Raw genomic sequence first — 20,143 nt, forward strand, 5'->3', positions numbered from 1 at the left:
AACCCGCGACCCTCACCTTGGCAAGGTGATGCTCTACCAACTGAGCCACATCCGCAGTTCTCAGAACGTTTACCGCTCTTCACAACGGGTAAAACCTTAACAGACCTACGGGCAGAAATGCAAAACCAAACGATAGTTATCCAAGTCACATGCTCATTTTTGTGCGGATTGTCGCCACTCGCACAGCATTCGTGCCACCCTTATCGGTATGGAAACTCGACCTGGTAAGGCTTACCCACTGGGTGCCACCTTTGACGGAACCGGCACGAACTTCGCGATCTACTCATCGGTCGCAACGTCTGTGACACTGTGCCTGCTCGACGAGAAACGCAATGAAATACGCATCCCCATGACCGAGGTGGATGCCTACGTCTGGCACGTGTACGTACCGCAAGTGCGCGCCGGTCAGCGCTACGGCTATCGCATCGAAGGCCCCTGGGATCCGGCCAACGGTCTACGCTGCGACTCATCCAAGCTGCTCCTCGATCCCTACGCGAAGGCCATCGAAGGACAACTCAGCGATTCGCTCAACCTCCTGTCCTACCAGGCCAACGACCCGCTCAAGCTCAAAGGAGGTGACTCCAGTAAGGCGACCATGCTCTCCATCGTCGTTAACCCATTCTTCGACTGGGAGGGCGACCACAGCCCAGGACACGACTATTCAGAGTCGATCATTTATGAGGCCCACGTCAAAGGCATGACGATGCGGCATCCTGACGTCCCCAAAGAGCTGCGCGGAACCTACGCAGGCATGGCACACCCGGCCATCATCGAGCACCTCACCAAGCTCGGCGTCACCACGGTCGAGCTGATGCCGATCCACCAGTTCACAAACGACACGACACTGCAGGCAAAGGGTCTTTCAAACTACTGGGGTTACAACACCATCGGCTACTTCGCCCCACACAACGCCTACGCGGCGTCGAAAGAACCGGGCGCCCAAGTCTCCGAGTTCAAGGCGATGGTCAAAGCACTGCACGCAGCAAACATCGAGGTCATCCTGGACGTGGTCTACAACCACACGGCCGAGGGTAACCACATGGGTCCGACCCTGTCCTTCCGCGGCATCGACAACCCCTCCTACTACCGCCTCGTGGACGGCGACCGTCAGCACTACTTCGACACAACAGGCACAGGTAACTCCCTCCTGATGAGTTCCCCGCAGGTCCTCCAGCTCATCATGGACTCCCTGCGCTACTGGGTCACTGAGATGCACGTTGACGGGTTCCGCTTCGATCTGGCCTCCACGCTGGCCCGCCAGTTCGCTGAAGTCGACCGCCTCTCCGCGTTCTTCGACCTCATCCACCAGGATCCGGTTGTCTCACAGGTAAAGCTGATCGCCGAGCCGTGGGATGTTGGTTCCGATGGCTATCAGGTGGGTGGATTCCCTCCTTTGTGGTCAGAGTGGAACGGCAAGTACCGCGACACCGTTCGCGACTTTTGGCGCGGCGAGTTCTCCTCGCTCCCCGACTTCGCTTCGCGACTGGCCGGCTCCTCCGACCTGTATGGGACGACGGGACGCAAGCCGATGGCGTCCATCAACTTCGTCATCGCCCACGATGGGTTCACGCTTCGTGATCTCGTCTCCTACAACGAAAAGCACAACGAGGCGAACGGAGAGGGAGGCGCGGACGGCGCAAACGACAATCGCTCGTGGAACTGCGGGGCAGAGGGCGACACGGATGACAAAGAAATTATCGAGTTGCGCTACCGTCAGCAGCGTAACTTCCTGACAACGCTCATGTTCTCCCAGGGCGTGCCGATGATCGCCCATGGCGACGAACTCGGACGCACCCAGCGAGGTAACAATAACGTCTACTGTCAGGACAATGAGCTTTCCTGGATCAACTGGGACCTGGACGAACACGACTACAAGCTCCTGCGTTTCACGCGCCACCTCATCCACCTGCGCCGCGATCACCCGGTAATGCGCCGCCGTCGTTTTCTCGAGGGACCAGCCAAGCGCGGTGGCGAGTCAGACCTGGCCGAAATTGAGTGGTTCACTCCCAGCGGCGCACACATGACCGAGGAAGAGTGGAATCAGCCTTGGGCGCGCTCCACGATGGTCTTCTATAACGGGGACGCGATTCGAGAACCTGATGCGAACGGACAACGGATTCTCGACGACGATTTCTTACTCATGATTAACGCGGCTCCGGAAGCAGTTGATTTCACACTGCCGGACGCCAAGTACGGACACCTGTGGCACACGGTCGTTGACACGGGAGGAGATGACGACCGTAAGGACTACCGTTCCGGAGACACCGTGCATGTAGGGCCACGCACCGCTTACATCCTGCGTAATCCGCGCGGATTGTAAAACACTAGGGCCATCTCGATGCGTCACGGGCAACACGTACCCACTACTTATCGAGATGGCCCTTAGCGGCGCGTCTGAAGCAAAAAGAAAGATGACACTCGTACGATTTAACCGTGAATGAGAACGCGGTGCCCGAGGAGTTTATCCGGGCTCTGCTGTCCCTACGACAGGCCGACCACCTGCCGCATATCGTCCTCGAAGAGGTGCCCCCGCCTCGTCGTTTGGCGCCGTTCACGGCTGCGCTCGCAATGCGCACGATTGACGAGGACAGTGCGGGGCAACCCCTATCGACTGGTCGCATGATCATCCTTCACGATCCTGTCGAGCAGATCGGTTGGAACGGTGTTTTTCGCATCGTGTGCCAGATGCGCACTCAGGTTGATGCGGACATGGCGATCGATCCGATGCTCGCCGAGGGCGTGTGGGGGTGGATGATTGACTGCCTTGACGGCGCAGGTGCTGGCTTCCATGACCTGACGGGCACGGTTACCCGCGAGATGAGTGAGACTTTCGGCGGCCTGGAGCTGCGAGGATCATCTCTGTTTGTCGAGGTTCGCGCCTCGTGGACGCCCAACAGTGAGTATCTCGGGGAGCATCTATCCGGATGGGCAGATGTGATGCGCCGAACAGCCGGCATTGTTCCGATCCGTCATCTTGAAGGAGTCTGAGTGCTGGTCAACAACGGCGGCGGCTTGCCGCGGGGCGATACGGATAACCCGGAACTTGTTGCACAGCCGCGTGGGGGGATCCCCACCGTTGTTAATACCCGACGGGACCTTCAGGCAGCCGCGCGAGTCCTCGCCTCAGGTTCGACTCCGATCGCGCTGGATGTGGAGCGCGCGCAGGGATTCCGCTACGGAGCTGACCCCTACCTGGTGCAGCTCCGACGTGAAGACGTCGGAACTTTCCTCTTTGACACACATGCCCTACCCAATCTTGCTGAGCTGCAGCCGGGCGTGGAGGACGTGTGGCTCCTGCATGATTCCCTCCAGGACCTGCCGAATCTACGGCAGGTCGGCCTGCGAGCCCCGGCGCTCTTCGACACGGAGGTCGCCGCGCGCCTGGTGGGATTGGAGCGTTTCGGCCTGGCGGCGGTCGCTGAGCAGGTGCTGGGCCTGGGCCTCGTGAAGGACCACCAGGCGTCGGACTGGTCGGTGCGCCCCCTACCTAAGGAGTGGCTGCGCTACGCGGCTCTGGATGTTGAACTGCTGACGGAACTGTACTATCGCCTTTCGAAGCGACTCGATCAGATGGGGCGCTGGGAGTGGGCGCAGCAAGAGTTCTCGTATGCGCTCACGGTAACTCCCCCAACTGCGAAGCCTGATCGGTGGCGGTCGCTGCCAGGCGCAGGCAAGATTCGCTCGCGGCGAGGCTTAGGAGTCTTGAAGGCCCTGTGGGAGACCAGAGAGTCGATCGCGCGCCGCATCGACATGTCCCCCGGTCGCCTGGTGCGTAACGCGGCACTCGTGCGTGCAGCCTCGAACCCGCCTCGCAATAGGCGCGCGCTCATGTCCATCAACGAGTTCCGCTCCCCCATTGCCCGCCAGTTCGAGGACGAGTGGATGCGCGCGCTCGCTTCTGTGGCCACGATGACCGAGGATGAATTGCCGCCCAAGCGTAAGCCTGTGCAGCCTGGGTCGATCCCTGAGCCTCGCCAGTGGGCACGCATCGACGAGGCCTCGGCCGCGCGCTTGGGAACGGTCCGATCCGCGGTTGCGAGTGTCGCGTCATCATTGGGCTTGGCACCGGAGGTCGTGCTTGCCCCACAGGTACAGCGCTACCTTGCGTGGGCTCCCCTGGATCCTTCACGTCCGTCGGGAGACGAGGTTGAGGAGCGGATGGTTGCGCGCGGCGCGCGCGACTGGCAGATTGATCTGACCCTCGACCCGATCTGCGACGCGCTCGGCGTCTGAGGACTCCCAACCAGTTTCCTGCTTGCCCTCCCGCTTGGCGGTAAGAATTCCCTGGGGCATCGACGTGTATATCCCAGGGAGCTTGCTCGCGCGTCAGTGCGTTGAAACCTTGTCAGCGAGGTCTCGCGCAGAACGCTCGATGCCGTCCGCATCGTAGCCGAAGCCTGCGATCATCTGGGCGCGATCGCCGTGTTCAGGAAACACCTGTGGGACTCCCAGGCACCGCACGGGAATGCCAGAGCCGACTAAAGCCTCACGCAGCGCCCATCCGAAGCCGCCGTGAACGATTCCGTCTTCCACGGTGATCACGGCATCGTAGGTGGATGCCATCTGCGTCAGGTCACGCGAAATAGGCAGAAGCCAGCGCGGGTCGACAACAGTGACGCTGATACCATCCGCGGCCAGACGCTTCCCGGCTTCGATGGCGTCTGGGGCGCATGCGCCGGCCCCCACGATCAGGAGCTTAACGGACGAATCCGCGCAGGCTTCATCAAGGAGGACGTCCACTGCCCCGACGGTGTGCAGCGCGGGCATTGGCTCTGGCAGGGAACCTTTGCGGTAACGCAGGACGGTGGGCGCAGTATCGACGTCAAGAGCTTCACGTAGCTCGGTGCGAAGCGTGTCCTCATCTCGAGGGGCAGCCAGCCGCAGGCCCGGGATGAGGGAACACATGGCGATGTCCCAGACACCGTTGTGTGAGGCCCCGTCGGCACCGGTAACCCCAGCCCGGTCGAGGACGAGCGTCACACCCGCCTTGTGCAAGGCCACGTCCATCAGGAGCTGATCGAAGGCCCGATTGAGGAAGGTCGCGTAGAGGGCGACAACAGGATGAGCCCCCTCGTACGCCATGCCCGCTGCGGACGCAACGGCTTCGGCTTCCGCAATACCCACGTCGATGACACGCCCCGGGTAGGCCTCGTGCATAGGCCCAAGGCCCACAGGGAGCATCATCGCTGCGGTGATTCCCACGATGTCGTTGCGCGCGCCCGCCTGCAAGCAGATTTCGTCAGCGAAGACCCCTGTCCATCCGAAACGCTCGGGGGCAACAGGAAGCCCCGTCTCCGGGTGAATCGGGCCGACGGCATGGAAACGATCCGCGATGTCTTTTTCGGCGGGCTTATAGCCGCGACCCTTTTCGGTAATCATATGGACGATGACGGGTTCTTCAAGGGTGCGGGCTCGCCGCAGAGCCGTCTCGACGGCGCCAATGTCGTGTCCGTTGACGGGACCAATGTACTTCAGGCCAAGATCTTCGAACATGACCTGCGGTATGAGCGCATCCTTAATCCCGGATTTGAGGCCGTGGAGCGCATCGTAGGCGGCGCGTCCGGGGGTGCCGTGACTGAGCAGGTGCTGTTTGCCCCAGGCGAGGGCCTTCTCATAACCCGCGGAAGTACGCAGCGCGTCCAGGTGGTCTGCAAGGCCACCAATCGTCGGAGCATAAGAGCGACCGTTGTCGTTGACGACGATGACGATGCGACGATGCTTAGAGGCCGCGATGTTGTTAAGTGCCTCCCAGGCGAGTCCCCCGGTGAGCGCCCCGTCGCCGATGACGCCGACCGTCCATGTTCGTTCGCCCCGGCGGTGCTTCTCGCGCGAAATACCGTCCACCCAAGCGAGTGAGGCCGAGGCGTGGGATGATTCCACAACATCATGCTCGGATTCTGCGCGCGAGGGGTAACCCGATAGACCTCCAGGTTGACGCAGTGACGAGAAGTTCTGGCGCCCTGTAAGAAGCTTGTGCACGTAGGTCTGATGGCCTGTGTCAAATACGATCGTGTCCTGTGGAGAGCGAAACACACGGTGCAGTCCGATCGTCAGCTCGACGACACCCAGATTTGGACCCAGGTGTCCTCCGGTTCGTGAGACGTTCTCGATCAAAAATGAACGGATCTGCGCTGCGAGCCGATCGAGCTGTCCGCGCTCGAGGCGACGTAGCTCCCGAGGGGTGGCGCAGCGCGACAGCAGATCACGCGCGTGTGGTGCTCCAGACATGCCTCCTAGTGTAGATGCCCATCGTCTCACCTACAGATCAAATTGGGAACGCTTGACCTCCCGATACAGGCGGTGCTCCTACGCGCGCATTAAGATACAGGTATTGGTACGCCAACCGATCTATGGAGGCACTATGTCCGTCACCGTCGCGCCCCACGGCATCTGGAAGTCCCCGATCACGGGCGATTCTTTCACTGCTCGTTCCGTCACCCTGTCGCAGGTCCGCGTCGATGGTCCGGACACCTACTGGGTGGAGGGGCATCCGCTGGAGGGAGGACGCGGAACACTTCTGCGCCGTCGCCCCACCGGTGAAACGGGAGAGGTCCTGCCACTGATCGACGGTGTCCGACTGCCCGATGTCGGCACGCGAGTCCACGAGTACGGCGGCAAAGCCTACGCGGTTCACCACGGGCTTATCGTGTTCTCCGACCGCACGGACGATCGTGTTTACGCCTTTGACACCTCGGAGCCGCGCCGAGGCGCGCGCCCCTTGACGACTCTGTCGAAGGTCCGCTACGGAGACTTTTGGATCGCCGACGTGCGAGACCTCGTCTACGCGGTCGCTGAGGATCACTCGGGCGATGGCGAACCCGTAAACTCGATCGTCGCAATCCCGTTGGACGGGTCAGCAGCGCGCAATGATGATGCGATCATCCCCGTTTTTGGCGGAACAGACTTCGCCCAAGCCCCGACGGTTTCCCCCGATGGCACAAAACTTGCGTGGCTGTCGTGGAACCATCCAAATATGCCGTGGACCTACTCGCAGCTGCACGTCGCATCGTTGACCTTTGAGGGAACGATCGACCGGGAGGTCGTCCTGGTTGACCGCCCGGGCGTATGCGTCTACGAGCCGCGCTGGACCCTTGATGGGGATCTCATTCACGTCGATGATTCCTCCGGTTGGGCAAACCTGTACCGCACCCAGGGTTTCACGTGGAAGGAAGGTGAGGAGCCGAACGCGTGGATGTCGCGCCTGCGTACCCGCTCCCTGCACCCGGGTAAGCGCGCCTTCTCCCACCCACACTGGCACCTCGGACTGCACTCCTACGATAACTTCGACAACGACTACCTGGTGTGCTCGTGGGCCGAAGACCAGGTCTGGCATATCGGCACCGTGCGAATCGATAATGGACTGACCGAGGAGTGGGCGACCGGCTGGTGGCCGATCGGTAACGTCGCCGCTGCTGATGGCCGCGTCGTATTCCTGGCAGATTCCTCAACGCATACGCCGGCGATTGTCGAGGTGTCACGCGGTCAGACGACGGTATTGCGGCCCTCTTCGGAGGCCGAGGTACCGACCGCCCTAGTGTCCCCGGCCGAAATGCTGTCGTGGAAGACCTCGGACGGCGAGGAAGCGCACGGCTTCTACTACGCGCCCGTCAATCCCGACTTCGCGGCCCCCGAGGGTGAGCTTCCCCCGCTGATCGTCAATGTGCACGGCGGTCCAACCAGCTCCACGCGCCCCGGCTTGTCGGTGCCTTTCCAGTACTGGACCAGCCGAGGTTTCGCAGTCCTCGACGTGAACTTCCGCGGCTCGACTTCCTTTGGTCGTGCCTACCGTGAACGCCTGAACGGTCATTGGGGTGTCATGGATGTCCAGGACTGCATCGACGGCGCCCAGTACCTCATCGACCTGGGTCGAGTCGACCCTGCGCGCGTGGCGATCCGTGGGCGTTCCTCCGGGGGCTTCACGGTGCTCAACGCGCTGGCAGCCTCCGACGTGTTCACTGCGGGGACTTCCTTCTTTGGCATCGCGGACCTGGCGAAGCTGGCGGCGACAACCCACAAGTTCGAGTCGCATTACGACTCGATCCTGATGGGCAGCAGTGACATGTCCGACCCCGTGTGGACTCAGCGCTCACCAATCAACCACGTGGCGGACATAACGGCCCCCCTGTTGCTCCTGCATGGGACCGACGACGCGGTTGTGCCCGCAGAGCAAGCCGAGGAGATGTACGAGGCGCTGCGTTCGAACGGAAACGCCGTGGCCTTGAAGCTCTACGGGAGCGAGGGGCACGGCTTCCGATCGGCGCGCAACATCAAAGATGCGTGGCTGTCCGAGCTGTCCTTCTACCGGACCGTCTGGGGTATCGACACCGATAATCCCATTCACGTTGAGATCGCTAACCTGTGACACCGTTAACGAAGTCCCCGCACCACGATCAGATGGCCGCGGGGACGCGCGTTCGCGTCGGCCACACGATTGCCGCACACCGTTCGTTGCTCGGCGTGGCAGCCGCGCTCGTCGGCGCGGTGGTTGGCGCTGCCGCTGTCCTCTTTAACCTAGCGATCCGAGCATGGACCTGGGTATCAACCGGTGTCGAGGAGTACACGACGCACATCGGACAGGCACACGGCCTGTGGGGCTGGTCCCCGTGGCTATTCCTCCTACTGTCCCCCGCCATCGCTGGCTTTATCTATGGCCCACTCATCCAACGTTTTGCGCCTTCCGCGAAGGGTCACGGCATCCCCGAGGTCATGCTCGCTGTCCGACGCAAGGGTGGACGCATTCCGGGGCGTGTCGCGGTCGTGAAGATTCTGGCCTCGGCCCTCACCATCGGTTCAGGCGGTTCGGCAGGACGCGAGGGTCCGATCGTTCAGGTAGGCGCCTCGCTTGGTTCAACCATTGCCTCGTGGATGCACATGCCTGTCTCTCGCGTCGTCCTGCTCGCCACATGCGGGTCGGCAGCGGGTATCGCGGCAACCTTCCACGCGCCGCTCGCCGGTGCAGTATTCGCCCTGGAAGTGATCCTTGTCGAGTTCACGGCAGAGACCTTCGGCTTCGTCGTACTGTCCGCCGTCACTTCCTCCATCGTGGCACGTGTCCTCCAGGGTGATGAGATGGTCGTGCGGGTGGCCGACAACCTAACTTTTGCGTCCATGTCGGACATGTGGTGGGTGGCTCTCCTCGGTCTGGTCGCTGGACTGTGCGGCCTCGCTTTTTCGAAGATTCTCTATTCCTCAGAAGACTTCATCGACTGGGTGTGGGCGCGGACGCGCCTGCCCGAGTGGGCGCGCCCGGGTATCTTGGGCTTGTTCCTCGGCGCGGGCCTCGTCGCGTTCCCCTACATGTACGGATCAGGCTATCCGCTGGAGGAGCAGGCGATCGCGGGTTCCTACTCGATTGGTTTCCTGCTGGCGCTCATGATAGGACGCGCCCTGTACACCTCCTTCACTATCGGTATGGGCGGCTCGGGCGGCGTCTTCGCACCGACACTATTCATTGGCGCGATGGCGGGCGGCGCCTACGGTATGCTCCTGTCGCCGCTGACCAACTCGCCTGTCGGGGTCTTTGCGGTGGTCGGCATGGGCGCGGCCTTCGCAGGTGCGGCGCGCGCTCCGATGACCGCGGTGCTCATCATCGTAGAGATGACGGGCCAGTTCTCACTGATTTTACCGATGATGCTCGCAGTCGTGATCGCGACGGGGGCGTCGCGTTTCCTGACCCGGGCGACGATCTACACGGAGAAGCTTCGCCGTCGAGGCGACGTGCTCGATGACCCGGTCGAAGGTACACTCCTGGGCACACGCGCGGCATCACAGTGGATGACCCCCGCCCCCGAGGTCCTCGTGTCGTCACGGTCCGTCGCCTCCGCGTTGTCTGCGCTGCGCCGCACGAAGGAGACCGCACTGCCCGTTGTGGATGAGGAAGGACGCTTCACGGGACTCGTTTCCTCGCTACGCTTAGCGGAGCTGACACAGGAGGACGGCTCACTGGACTCACCCATGTCGGAATTGCCTCTCATTGACGAGGCCGTCACTGCCTCAGCTCTCCCATCCGAGGTTCTTGGGGCGCTGCGGCGCACAGGCCTGCAGGCTCTACCGGTCGTTGACGTCGATCGACGAGTCGTCGGCTGGGTGTCCGAGCGCGAGCTGGTGGATCGCATGTACCGCGACCAGCGCCGCGCGATTGAGGCCCGCACACAAACCTCATGGGGTTCACGCATGCAGGAGCGCAGGAAGCACCGCTAGCGGGTGAGTGTGCAAACCATTTCCACGTGGTGGGTGTGTGGGAAGAGGTCCCACGCCTGCGAAGATTCGAGCGTATAACCGGCTTCGGTGAGGGCGCGCAGGTCGCGTGCGCCGGCGGCCGGGTCACAGGAAACTAGGACGACGCGCGGAGTGCCCGTGGCCGCGATGGCCTGGCAGGCCTCGGCGCCCGCGCCTGCCCGCGGCGGGTCGGCCACAACAACGTCCGGGACAGCTCCCAGCTGACCCGCCAGATCGACGACTCCTTCGCGGTCTACATTCCCTGCGAAGGCGTCAACCCAATGGAAGGCGGCGAGGTTCTCACCAGCGTCACGCACGGCGCCCTCCTCGCCCTCGAGCGTCACGACGCGGCCTGTCTCGCCGACAGCGCGCGCCAACGGCACAGAGAAAAGACCAGCTCCCGAGTACAACTCCATGACAGCGCGACCGACCCCGGACTCGTCCGCGCCGAACGCGCCAGCAACGACGGCGTTCGCGAGCACCTGGGCGCCTCGCACGTGCGTCTGCCAGAAACCGGAGGGGCGCACGTCGTAAGACTCGAGTGTTCCAGCGACGGGCACGTCCCAGCGCACAGTATCTACGTCGATGCGCGTTCCGTCCGCTGCGTAGGAATCCTGGCCTATCACGATGATCGGCGCACCCGTGGAGGGCGCCACCGCGCGCACGCGCTCCCCCGGCTTCCATAGGTGTCGCCAAGGCGTTTCCTCATCGAACAAACCCAGCTCGCGAATCGCGGGGACAGCCAACGGCATATCATCCAGAGCGATGACGCGGCGACCTCGGAACTCATGCATTCCGGCGCGCCCGGCCTCATCGATGACGACGTCAATGCGCGAGCGACGACCGGTCAGAGGATCGCTCGGGTCCTCATCTCCCACCGCCGGTGCGACGTGTACTCCCCCGAGAGAGGCAACGGCCTCGGCGAGGGCCTCACCTCCCACACGCCGCAGCTGCCCGGCGATGACGCGCTGCTTCCACTCGCGTTGCGCGGCGGGCCTCAGGTGCGCGAGTTCACCGCCGCCAACGCCGCCAGGACCAGCCTGTGGCCACACAGACTCGACGCGATCAGCAGAAGCGGAAACAATCTCCACTGCATCGGCCCACGCGAGATTCTTCTGGACCGCGGTGACGCGTGCGCGGACGACCTCGCCCGGGGCTGTGTGCCGCACGAACACGACGCGGCCACTGGCATCGCGAGCGACGCACGCACCTCCATGAGCGGGTTCACCGACGCTCAACTCGAGGACCTCGCCGATGCCCGCACGCACACGCGCGAAATCGGAACGACGGCGTTGCGACGGGCGGCGGCGAGGCGAACGGGGACTCATGAGGTCTCCTCAGCGACAGCGGGACCCCGGCGATCAGCGGGTTCTACAGCGCGAGCAGACGGCTCGGTCAAGGAAGGGACCCCTACGCGCAGGAACGGATCATTGACACGCTGACGACCTTCGACGACGTCGTCCTCGCCCAGCTGCCAGGGCACGATCGTGATAACGACACCCGGCACGCTCAGCAGCGCAGCACGCAGGCGCAGACCGGACTGGTTGTGGACCAAGTTCTCCCACGAGTGAGCCACCAGGAACTGCGGCATGTAGATGACGAGCATCTCCGTGGGCATGGCGCGGCGGCGCCCTCGCACGTACTGCAGGATAACCGAGGAGATGTCGCGGTAGGGCGCTGAGAGCAGTGTCAGCGGGACCGGAACACCCGAGGCCCTCCACTGGCGCAGAATCTTGTTTTCTTCCTCATCGTCGGCGACGACCGAAACCAACTCGATCGAGGTCGGCGAGGACGCACGGGCGGCCGCGATCGCTCGCATCGCTGGGCGCGACAGTGACGACACGAGGACAAGTGCACGCACACGGGTGGGCAGCGCGCGCCGCGCGTGCCAGTCGTCAACACGCAGCTGATTACGGACAGTCTCGTAGTGGTGGTGGATTGCGATTTGGAGTCCGTATGCGACGGCGATCATCACCAGCGTGATCCACGCACCATGCATGAACTTGGTAGCCAGGACGATGAGGAGGACCGCACCGGTCATCATGAAGCCGACGATATTGACAGCGCGCGAGCGCAGCACACTCATGCGTTCCTGACCAGACTGGCGAGTGCGCAGCTGCCGGTTCCAATGACGAATCATGCCCAGCTGCGAAAGGGTAAAGGAAATGAAGACACCGACGACGTAGAGCTGGATCAGACGCGTGGTCTGTGCGTGGAAACCCACGATCAGCGCAATCGCTGCGACCGTGAGAACAACGATGCCATTCGAATACGAAAGGCGGTCGCCGCGGCGCTCCATCTGGTGGGGTAAGAAAGCGTCACGCGAGAGGACCGACGCCAGGGTCGGGAAGCCGTTAAACGCCGTGTTCCCGGCCAGGACCAGGATGAATCCAGTGACCACGGTGATGAGGATGAAAAGGATGGACCCCTGCCCGAAGACAGCCGATGCGATCTGAGAAATCGCTGGGTCAACGGGTGTTTTCTCGGAGACAGGAGCACCGCTGAGGGTCAACTGTGTCGCAGGGTCCTCCACGATCTTGACACCAGTCAGCCTGGCGAGCACAAGGATTGAGATCATCATGGATGCCGCGATTGCACCCAGCATTGCCAGTGTCGTCGCAGCGTTGCGCGACTTGGGACGGCGGAACATCGGGACGCCATTCGAGATGGCTTCCACGCCCGTCAGAGCCGCGCATCCCGAGGAGAACGCACGCATCAGTAGGAAGGCGCCCGCCAGACCGGCCAGGCCGTCAACATGCCCAGGGACTGCGACAAGATCATAGGCTGCCGTCGGAGCCTGTCCCAGTTGGCCCATCGCCAGCTTCGCGAAGCCAACGACGACCATCAGCCCGATGGAACCCATATAAACGTAAGTGGGAACCGCGAACGCGCTACCGGCCTCGCGCGTGCCACGCAGGTTGAGGGTCGCCAAGATGACGACGAGGGCAACCGCGATGGGGACCTCGTGACCGAGCAATGCAGGAACAGCCGTCGTGATGTAGTTAGCGCCGGAAGAAATTGAGACAGCAACCGTCAAAATGTAGTCAACCAGCAGAGCCGAGGCCACGAGAAGACCCCAGTATCGACCAAGGTTCGTGGTCACAACCTCATAATCGCCACCACCCGACGGGTAGGCGTGGACTGTCTGACGGTAGGAGGCGACAACTACGGCAAGGACCAGGGCGACAACGACGCCCACCCACACCGACTGCAGGGCCGCCATCGAACCTGCAAGCGCCAGCGTCAAAAGGACTTCATCGGGCGCGTAAGCTACCGAAGACAACGCGTCTGAGGCGAAGATCGGGAGTGCAATGCGTTTGGGAAGAAGCTGGTGGCCCATCGCGTCCGATCGCATCGGGCGTCCGATGAGCACGCGCTTCGCATAGGCCAACAAATTCATCACAGTGCATAAGCGTAGTCCACAACGCCCACCACCGGGAACGAAGAATTGAGCACGCGTGGCTATTCGGCGCGGAGCGGAGTAGTTTGTTGTCGTGCACTTTGTGATCATGGGTTGCGGGCGCGTCGGCGCCCGCCTGGCATCAACGCTCGACGCAGCGGGTCATTCCGTGGCCATTATTGACCACGATTCCAAGGCATTTTCGCGCCTCTCCCCCAATTTTTCGGGCCGCAGAGTGACGGGCGTGGGAATGGATCGTAACTGCCTGCGTCAGGCCAACATTAAGGACGCCTATGCCTTCGCAGCGGTGTCTTCGGGTGATAACTCGAACATTATCGCGGCACGCGTCGCACGTGAGGTTTTCCACGTCGAACACGTCGTGGCTCGGATTTACGACCCGGCGCGCGCCTACCTCTACGAGCGTCTCGGAATTCCCACGGTGGCCTCCGTGCAACGCACGGCGGAGTCCGTGCTGCGCCGTATGCTTCCACCCGACGCGTCACTCATCTGGTCTCACCCGACTGGCTCAGTTAGTCTCGTCAATGCGACACCGTCTCTGAGCTGGTACGGCCTAAGTTTCGCGCTCGTCGAGGAACTCACTGGCTGTCGGATTATCTTCACGTCGCGCCTGGGATCGATTCGAACGGCATCTCCCGACTTTGTCGTCCAGGAGCACGATCAACTCTACTTCGCGATCAACGGGACGGATACGGCACCGCTGCGTGAGCAGTTGTCGAATCCTCCGGAGCTGGAGGCATAAGCATGAAAATCGTCATCGCAGGGGCCGGATCGGTGGGCCGAAGCGTCGCATTGGAGCTGCTAGCTCACGGTCATGAGATCACACTCATCGATAAGATGCCCGAAAAACTACGCATTTCCTCTGTCGCGGACGCAGACTGGGTATTGGCGGATGCTTGTTCACCCGATGCTCTGCGCGACGCCGCTGTTGAGGAAGCAGATGTCATGGTCGCCGCAACGGGCGATGATAAGGCGAACCTCGTTATCTCTTTGCTGTCCAAAACGGAGTTTGCGGTCCCCCGCGTGGTCGCGCGCCTCAATAACCCGAAGAATGAGTGGCTCTTCGATCAGGCGTGGGGAGTCGACGTGTCCGTGTCGACCCCGCGTATCATGACAGCACTCGTCGAGGAGGCCGTTTCGGTCGGTATTCCCGTGCGTTTGTTCTCCTTCAACACGGCAGCTGTGTCCATGCACGCGCTCATTCTGCCTGATGATTCACCGGTGGTGGGCAAGCGCGTGCACTCCCTTGAGCTGCCCCCGCGCTCCGTACTCGCCGCGCTGCTGCGAGACGGTCGCCCGCTCACACCCAGCGCGGACGATGTGTTCGAGGCTTCGGATGAACTCCTTCTGCTCGTGCCGGACGGGGATGCAAAGTCATTGGATCAGCTGCGCGCGTCTGTCGCCCCGTCCTCGGAAGAACCCGTATCAGAAAGTGGAGAGTAGGGGCGCAAACCCCGCCAGGTTAACCATGCGCCGAGCGCAAAGAGCGGCAAGCCCAGTGCGAGCTTAGCGACGCCAAGCGCAGCGACCGCGCCGCTAGCCCACAGAGGCGCTTGGACGGCGGCGCGCAGACCGAAGATTCCGGCCCACAACCATGTGAGCTGGTCGCAGCTGTGGCGCAGCGAACGCAGGGACGCGTCTGTGCGCCACCCCTGGGGCAGGCCCGTCGCCGCCGCGTAAAAGAATCCAACCAGGGCGGCGCGCACCAGGACAGACACCGCGAAGGCAGCGGACATGGCAACATTGGTGATGATGCCCCACACAAAATAGTTTTCGCCGCGCCCGGTGGCTGCTGCAAACACGACGCCGACCCCAACGCCAAAAAAGCCGGAGAGAGCCTGGCGGATACTCTGACGCTGAATGAGACGAATGATGCACGCGATGAGGGCGATGGACGAGGCAGCGACGAGCGTGGGGGTGAGCGCATGCGTGGCAACGTAGACGATGACGAAGATGAGGCCTGGAGCGGTCGCCTCGATGACACCTCGCGTGCCGCCCAGGGCCTGGGACCAGGAAAACTCCTCCGACGTCGCCTGGCTCATCCACCGCGGAGCCGACATCAGCCCTCCCCCGCAATGACGCGGTAGAGCGGGTTAATGATGACGAGGCGCTCGCCGAAACGTCCGACGGTTCCCTCGACCTCTAGGTGTGCGCCGACGCTCAGACCAGGGATCGATGAGCGGCCTGGCCAGCGCAGTTCAAGGGTGTCGGTGCCGTCATAGAGTGTAGCGACGAGGACACGCTGGGGTCCTTCCTCGGGCGGGTAGGTCATCCCCAGGAGGGTTCCGAAGACAAGTGCGTGGCTGCGTTCGCTCACGTCTCGGATGGGCGTGACACCGCGCGCAGCACGCGCCGAGTCCTCGTCGAGGGCAGCATCCAGAGAACGAGCGTCCTTATCGAGGCCAAGTGCTGCCCCAATCCGTGAGATCCACGAGGCCATGTCAGGCTTCCTTTACACCCGCGGGCAGGTGGACGGGCAGGAGTTCGAGCCGAGTCCGAGGGTGTTCGTCACGGCGAACGACGATGCGGTCGATGACCTTCTCGATCTCGAGTCCTGACTCGGCATCAGCCGCCGCCGGACCGATAATGTCGATACGCGCAAACCATCGGTCGCCTTCACGGCCCAGGACGCGCATACGCGAGGTCGCCGTGCGGCCATCGGGCATTGTCATCGGCATGTCGACGAGCAGTTCATTGCCGTAGCGCGTGCGAATGTCCGCGACCTTCGCCCCCTGCTTTTCGAAGCCCGCGCGAATCTCGTCGCGTAGCTCATCCCACACACCACCGGAACGCGGAGCTGCGGCGACGCTCATTTGGATACCCGAGTCACCGAGCACAACGAGAATCTGCAGGACCGTGGTTCCGTCGTCGGCAACCTGGGTGCGCAGTTGCATGCCTGGACGGGCCGGGAACAAGATAGCACCCATGTCGACGTAGCCTTCGGAGGTGTCCACATCCCCATAGTTGCGGGGTCCGGGTTCAGCCCAGATCTCTGCATCTTCATCGCTCAAGCGAGGCAGGACCTCGACCTCGTCGATGTCGTCCTCGTGTGTCTTTTTCTTGCGTCCGAACATCCTTCTACCTTACATCGCACACTCGGTGCACACGGGATTACCGTTGGCATCCACGTGGTCGAGCTGCGAGGCGTGGTGGACAAGGAAGCACTGCGAGCAGGTAAATTCGTCGTCCTGACGGGGCACGACATGGACAGTGAGTTCTTCCTTTGACAGATCAGCGCCCGGAAGCTCAAAATTCTCGGCGGCCTCGTTCTCGTCTTCCTCGATCTCAGCAGAGCCGGCATCGTTGCGACGGGACTTCAGCTCCTCAATCGAATCCTCCGAGACCTCGTCCTCATTCTTGCGAGGCGCATCGTAATCGGTTGCCATGGTTCTCCCCTTTCACCCTCGTACGGTCGAAATACGAGTGTCTATGCGCAGGGAGGATAACACTTGTTGGAGTAATGTGCCATCGTATATGTGACACGCGCACGGCTACGCGACATTGACAGCATAATTTGAGACGATTCCACCGTGACGTATGAGGAGGAAGCGATGATTGAGCTCGAATTGCTCGGGACCAGCGCCGATGGCGAATCCCTGGTGCTCACTGACGCCCAGGGTGAACGCTACTCTGTTCTGATCTCCGACGAGCTCCGTGGCGCGGCGCGCCGCGACCGTCCCCGCGTTGAGGTTGCGCCGTCGCGCCCGACGCTGGCCCCTCGCGATATTCAAGCGCTCCTGCGCGCGGGCGCAACCCCTCAGGAAATCGCCAGCAAGCACGACATGGACGTGCACGCGGTGGAGCGTTTCGAGGCTCCCATACAGGCAGAAAAGGACTACGCTCTCGCACGCGCCCGCGCGGTGCGTATCGGTGAGGGAGGCCCCACGATGGGGGACCTGGTCCTCGACCGCCTCGCGGCTCGCGGTGTTGATCCCTCCTCCCTTGAATGGACAGCCATGCGCGAGGTCGGCGACCCCTGGCAGATTATCGTTACCTTCGTGCAGGGCGCATCCGAGCACGCAGCACACTGGCACCTGTCGAATGCTGGCACTCTCGAGGCCATCGACCAGGAAGCACAGTGGCTGACCGAGCAGGTCTCAGCCTCCCCCACCGCATCGATTTTCACCTCGCTGGCACGCCCCACCCCCGTGCCGGACCCCGACGAGGAAGACCTACGCAACCGCGAGGCCCTCATCGATCAGCTCAATGCGGCGCGCGGAAAACGTCAAACGATTGAGGTTGACCTGGGCGAGGAGGTGGACGAAGAAGCCGAATACATGGCGGCCATCGCCGCTGAAGACGACTCCTCTGAACCCGAACCCTCCACCGGGCCGATCTCCGCACGCATCTATTCGTTGGCCTCCGCACGAACGAAGATTGAACCCGCATCCTCCCAGGAAGACACGTTTCTCCCGACGACCTCGCAGCATTCCACCGCCCATCCTCCGCTCACGGGGGCCATTCCGTTGAACCAGCGTGGTGCGCATGAAGGAACCCAGACCTCGTCCCACGCACTGCCGTGGCTCTCCGACACGACCACGGCCCCCGAGACCGCCGAGGACTCGAGTGGGGTGGATGAACAACAGACCCCTGCGATCCCTATGAAGGCGGTTTCACCCGACGGCATCCCCGGCACCACAGCGGATACTGCCGCCACCGTGACGGGATCCGTACCCGCGCAGGGACCGACGTCGAGCCGCCTTGCCCGCAACGCAGCCTCAAAGAAAGGCCGACGCTCGGTGCCCAGCTGGGATGAGATCCTCTTCGGATCCAAGCCTTAAAGGCACTGGCATCCCGGCTAGCCGCACCGTTAACATTAGGATAGGGCGATCACCGGGATGCGCATTTCCGCCGACGTCACTGACCCGTGAACGCCCGGCATCGCAATGGCCGACGCGCTTTGCGTACGAGAATCGACCACTCCGCCATATCCTCGCGCCAGCACTAGCAGGTCACCGACGATCGAGGCTCCTTGCCCCTCACCGATGAGTGCGGGCATCTGATCGCGCGACAACACCCAGGCGCTATCGCCCAGCGTGTCGCGCCAACGTTCCTCTACCTCGCGTGCGTGCCCCACCTGCGCGTGAACGTGAGCAGCACGCGTCTCACCCGCAATAATCCGCACACCCCAACGCAGGGCGGGTGTGGAGGCCACGTCCCAGATTGCAGAACGATCAACGTTGATCATCCCATGATCGGCGGTCAGGATCGTACGAACACCGTGCGGCAGGCCGCGCAGGAGAACAGCCAGGCCGGCGTCAAATTGTTCGACCTGACCGACCCATGCGTCAGAACCGATGCCGTGACCGTGTCCTGAGTGATCGATCTCGGACCAATAGAGGTAGACAACGGGGGTACCAGCGCGCAGCTCGCGCAGCGCAGCGCTGACGCGTTCGTCAAGGCTGTCTGCGGGCACGTGGCGGGCGCCGCGAAGCGCCGCACCCGTCAGACCAGATCCGGCGAAACGCGCCGGTGAGACGACCGCTGAAGGCACACCTTCGGCGGCCAAACGCTCAAAGAAGGTGGGGACCGGCTGCCACTGGGTCGGCGCAGGCCCCCCTTCCATGGCTAGCAGGTTCATGGTCCCACTGCCGTACGCGACCGAGAAACCAACCATGTTGGTAGTGCCCGGGCGCGCTCCGGTGCCGAACGCGGTGATCGCGGCTGACGTCGTAGAAGGAACAATCGTGTGAATGGAACGGATGTCACCGCGCACGGCACGCAGGGTCGGCGTATGACCCATGTGGTCGACCATAAGTTCGTAGCCGAAACCGTCGACCAGGATGAGAAGCACCTGCCGTGCACCCACCTCGAGGTCAAGGACGCGGGCTGCTTGTGGCGATGCCCCGGGCAGGGTCGGGTCGATGGTAGCTAGGGCTGCGGGAATAATGTCCGTGATCGAGGACTCGCCTGGACCCGGTAGGTCAGCGCCGGTCAGGTTCAGAGGCTCCATGCGCTTACTCACCGCGTGTACCCATCAGCCGCGCGAGATGATCGACGAAATCGAAGGCTTCATCGAGGGCGTCTTGTCCATCTGCGGCCGCCGAGATACGGAAGGTCACGTCGTCAGGATAGGAGGTGCCCGTGTAGCCGTGGTCCGCGATGCACGTGGGGTCTTCGCACCGGGCTGGTTCCACGTCGAGGCGTCGCGCACCCTTCAGATCCATCGCGATCGTCATTTCGGTCAGGCCGTCTGCGTGTTCGGGGTCAGAGAAGACCTCCATCGTGGAATAGCCGCCGATGTCTTCGACGCGATGCACGGCCGTGGCAATGTTGGCGGAGCCGCCGTCCAGCTCGTCGACGTGCAGTTGGACGATGGCCCGGTGGGTCAGGGAGACAACGGTGAGGTGACGAAACACGGAGCCTCGGTCGAAGCCCGTATCTACCTGGCACAGTGTCGCCAGCGGTTCAACCTGTCCCAGGGCACGGCGCAGCGCGCGCTCCACTGCCCTGGGGTAGAAGCCGCTTCGTTCAATACGGGTCCATGTGTCCATTCCCCAATTGTGC

17 protein-coding genes are annotated in these 20,143 nt (G+C 62.6%); 8 read left to right on the forward strand and 9 right to left on the reverse strand.

Going from position 1 to position 20,143, the window contains the following annotated elements:
• Window positions 1-208 precede the first annotated feature (208 nt).
• From glgX to RYL44_RS05910, 3 genes are all read left to right on the forward strand, one after another.
• Window positions 209-2,320 carry a glycogen debranching protein GlgX gene (gene glgX / locus RYL44_RS05900; protein ID WP_314975391.1) on the forward strand — a complete coding sequence of 704 codons (2,112 nt, stop codon included), beginning with the start codon at window positions 209-211 and terminating at the stop codon, window positions 2,318-2,320.
• Between the two features lie 113 nt (window positions 2,321-2,433).
• Window positions 2,434-2,988, forward strand: coding sequence for a DUF3000 family protein (locus RYL44_RS05905; RefSeq protein WP_073983406.1), 555 nt, complete (start codon window positions 2,434-2,436; stop codon window positions 2,986-2,988).
• Window positions 2,989-4,233: an HRDC domain-containing protein gene (locus tag RYL44_RS05910; RefSeq protein ID WP_276739446.1), complete on the forward strand. Its 1,245-nt coding sequence runs from the start codon at window positions 2,989-2,991 to the stop codon at window positions 4,231-4,233. It abuts the gene before it with no gap.
• A 93-nt stretch (window positions 4,234-4,326) separates the two neighbouring features.
• On the opposite strand, the gene dxs is transcribed toward RYL44_RS05910, so the two are convergent.
• On the reverse strand, window positions 4,327-6,228 hold the full coding sequence (gene dxs / locus RYL44_RS05915) for a 1-deoxy-D-xylulose-5-phosphate synthase (protein ID WP_314975392.1): 1,902 nt from the start codon (window positions 6,226-6,228) through the stop codon (window positions 4,327-4,329).
• A 133-nt stretch (window positions 6,229-6,361) separates the two neighbouring features.
• Between dxs and RYL44_RS05920 the strand changes: the two genes are divergently transcribed.
• Complete coding sequence (locus RYL44_RS05920; protein WP_314975393.1) at window positions 6,362-8,362, forward strand: S9 family peptidase; 2,001 nt, start codon at window positions 6,362-6,364, stop codon at window positions 8,360-8,362.
• Between the two features lie 32 nt (window positions 8,363-8,394).
• The gene (locus tag RYL44_RS05925; protein WP_314768989.1) at window positions 8,395-10,200 is read left to right on the forward strand and encodes a chloride channel protein; all 1,806 of its coding nucleotides are present in this window, start codon (window positions 8,395-8,397) and stop codon (window positions 10,198-10,200) included.
• Here RYL44_RS05925 and RYL44_RS05930 read toward each other — a convergent pair.
• Both RYL44_RS05930 and RYL44_RS05935 read right to left on the reverse strand, forming a co-directional pair.
• The gene (locus RYL44_RS05930) at window positions 10,197-11,546 is read right to left on the reverse strand and encodes a class I SAM-dependent RNA methyltransferase (protein ID WP_276739453.1); all 1,350 of its coding nucleotides are present in this window, start codon (window positions 11,544-11,546) and stop codon (window positions 10,197-10,199) included. The genes RYL44_RS05925 and RYL44_RS05930 overlap by 4 nt on opposite strands.
• The gene (locus RYL44_RS05935; RefSeq protein WP_234968750.1) at window positions 11,543-13,618 is read right to left on the reverse strand and encodes an APC family permease; all 2,076 of its coding nucleotides are present in this window, start codon (window positions 13,616-13,618) and stop codon (window positions 11,543-11,545) included. The genes RYL44_RS05930 and RYL44_RS05935 overlap by 4 nt, the downstream gene beginning before the upstream one ends.
• Window positions 13,619-13,727: 109 nt before the next feature.
• On the opposite strand from RYL44_RS05935, the gene RYL44_RS05940 reads away from it, so the two are divergent.
• Together RYL44_RS05940 and RYL44_RS05945 are read left to right on the forward strand one after the other, a co-directional pair.
• Window positions 13,728-14,378 (forward strand): potassium channel family protein, encoded by a 651-nt coding sequence (locus tag RYL44_RS05940; RefSeq protein ID WP_418911969.1) that lies wholly within the window; start codon window positions 13,728-13,730, stop codon window positions 14,376-14,378.
• A 2-nt stretch (window positions 14,379-14,380) separates the two neighbouring features.
• Window positions 14,381-15,079 carry a potassium channel family protein gene (locus RYL44_RS05945; RefSeq protein ID WP_073983413.1) on the forward strand — a complete coding sequence of 233 codons (699 nt, stop codon included), beginning with the start codon at window positions 14,381-14,383 and terminating at the stop codon, window positions 15,077-15,079.
• On the opposite strand, the gene RYL44_RS05950 is transcribed toward RYL44_RS05945, so the two are convergent.
• From RYL44_RS05950 to RYL44_RS05965, 4 genes are read right to left on the reverse strand one after another with little or no spacing between them, the layout of a single operon-like run.
• The gene (locus tag RYL44_RS05950) at window positions 15,019-15,696 is read right to left on the reverse strand and encodes a DUF3159 domain-containing protein (RefSeq protein WP_276739456.1); all 678 of its coding nucleotides are present in this window, start codon (window positions 15,694-15,696) and stop codon (window positions 15,019-15,021) included. The genes RYL44_RS05945 and RYL44_RS05950 overlap by 61 nt on opposite strands.
• Window positions 15,696-16,076, reverse strand: a complete 381-nt coding sequence (locus RYL44_RS05955; protein ID WP_073983415.1) for an OB-fold nucleic acid binding domain-containing protein — start codon at window positions 16,074-16,076, stop codon at window positions 15,696-15,698. The genes RYL44_RS05950 and RYL44_RS05955 overlap by 1 nt, the downstream gene beginning before the upstream one ends.
• Window position 16,077: 1 nt before the next feature.
• Complete coding sequence (locus RYL44_RS05960; protein ID WP_073983416.1) at window positions 16,078-16,710, reverse strand: DUF3710 domain-containing protein; 633 nt, start codon at window positions 16,708-16,710, stop codon at window positions 16,078-16,080.
• Between the two features lie 9 nt (window positions 16,711-16,719).
• Window positions 16,720-17,022, reverse strand: coding sequence for a DUF4193 domain-containing protein (locus tag RYL44_RS05965; protein WP_021611298.1), 303 nt, complete (start codon window positions 17,020-17,022; stop codon window positions 16,720-16,722).
• A gap of 165 nt (window positions 17,023-17,187) precedes the next feature.
• On the opposite strand from RYL44_RS05965, the gene sepH reads away from it, so the two are divergent.
• Complete coding sequence (sepH, locus tag RYL44_RS05970) at window positions 17,188-18,417, forward strand: septation protein SepH (protein WP_314975394.1); 1,230 nt, start codon at window positions 17,188-17,190, stop codon at window positions 18,415-18,417.
• A 35-nt stretch (window positions 18,418-18,452) separates the two neighbouring features.
• On the opposite strand, the gene RYL44_RS05975 is transcribed toward sepH, so the two are convergent.
• Window positions 18,453-19,589 carry an alkaline phosphatase family protein gene (locus tag RYL44_RS05975; protein ID WP_390883801.1) on the reverse strand — a complete coding sequence of 379 codons (1,137 nt, stop codon included), beginning with the start codon at window positions 19,587-19,589 and terminating at the stop codon, window positions 18,453-18,455.
• Between the two features lie 4 nt (window positions 19,590-19,593).
• Entirely contained in the window at window positions 19,594-20,130 is a 537-nt protein-coding gene (locus RYL44_RS05980) for a DUF5998 family protein (protein WP_073983418.1), read from the reverse strand.
• Window positions 20,131-20,143 lie beyond the last annotated feature (13 nt).

The sequence above is a fragment of the Actinomyces bouchesdurhonensis genome (assembly GCF_963540955.1).
GTDB lineage: Bacteria > Actinomycetota > Actinomycetes > Actinomycetales > Actinomycetaceae > Pauljensenia > Pauljensenia bouchesdurhonensis.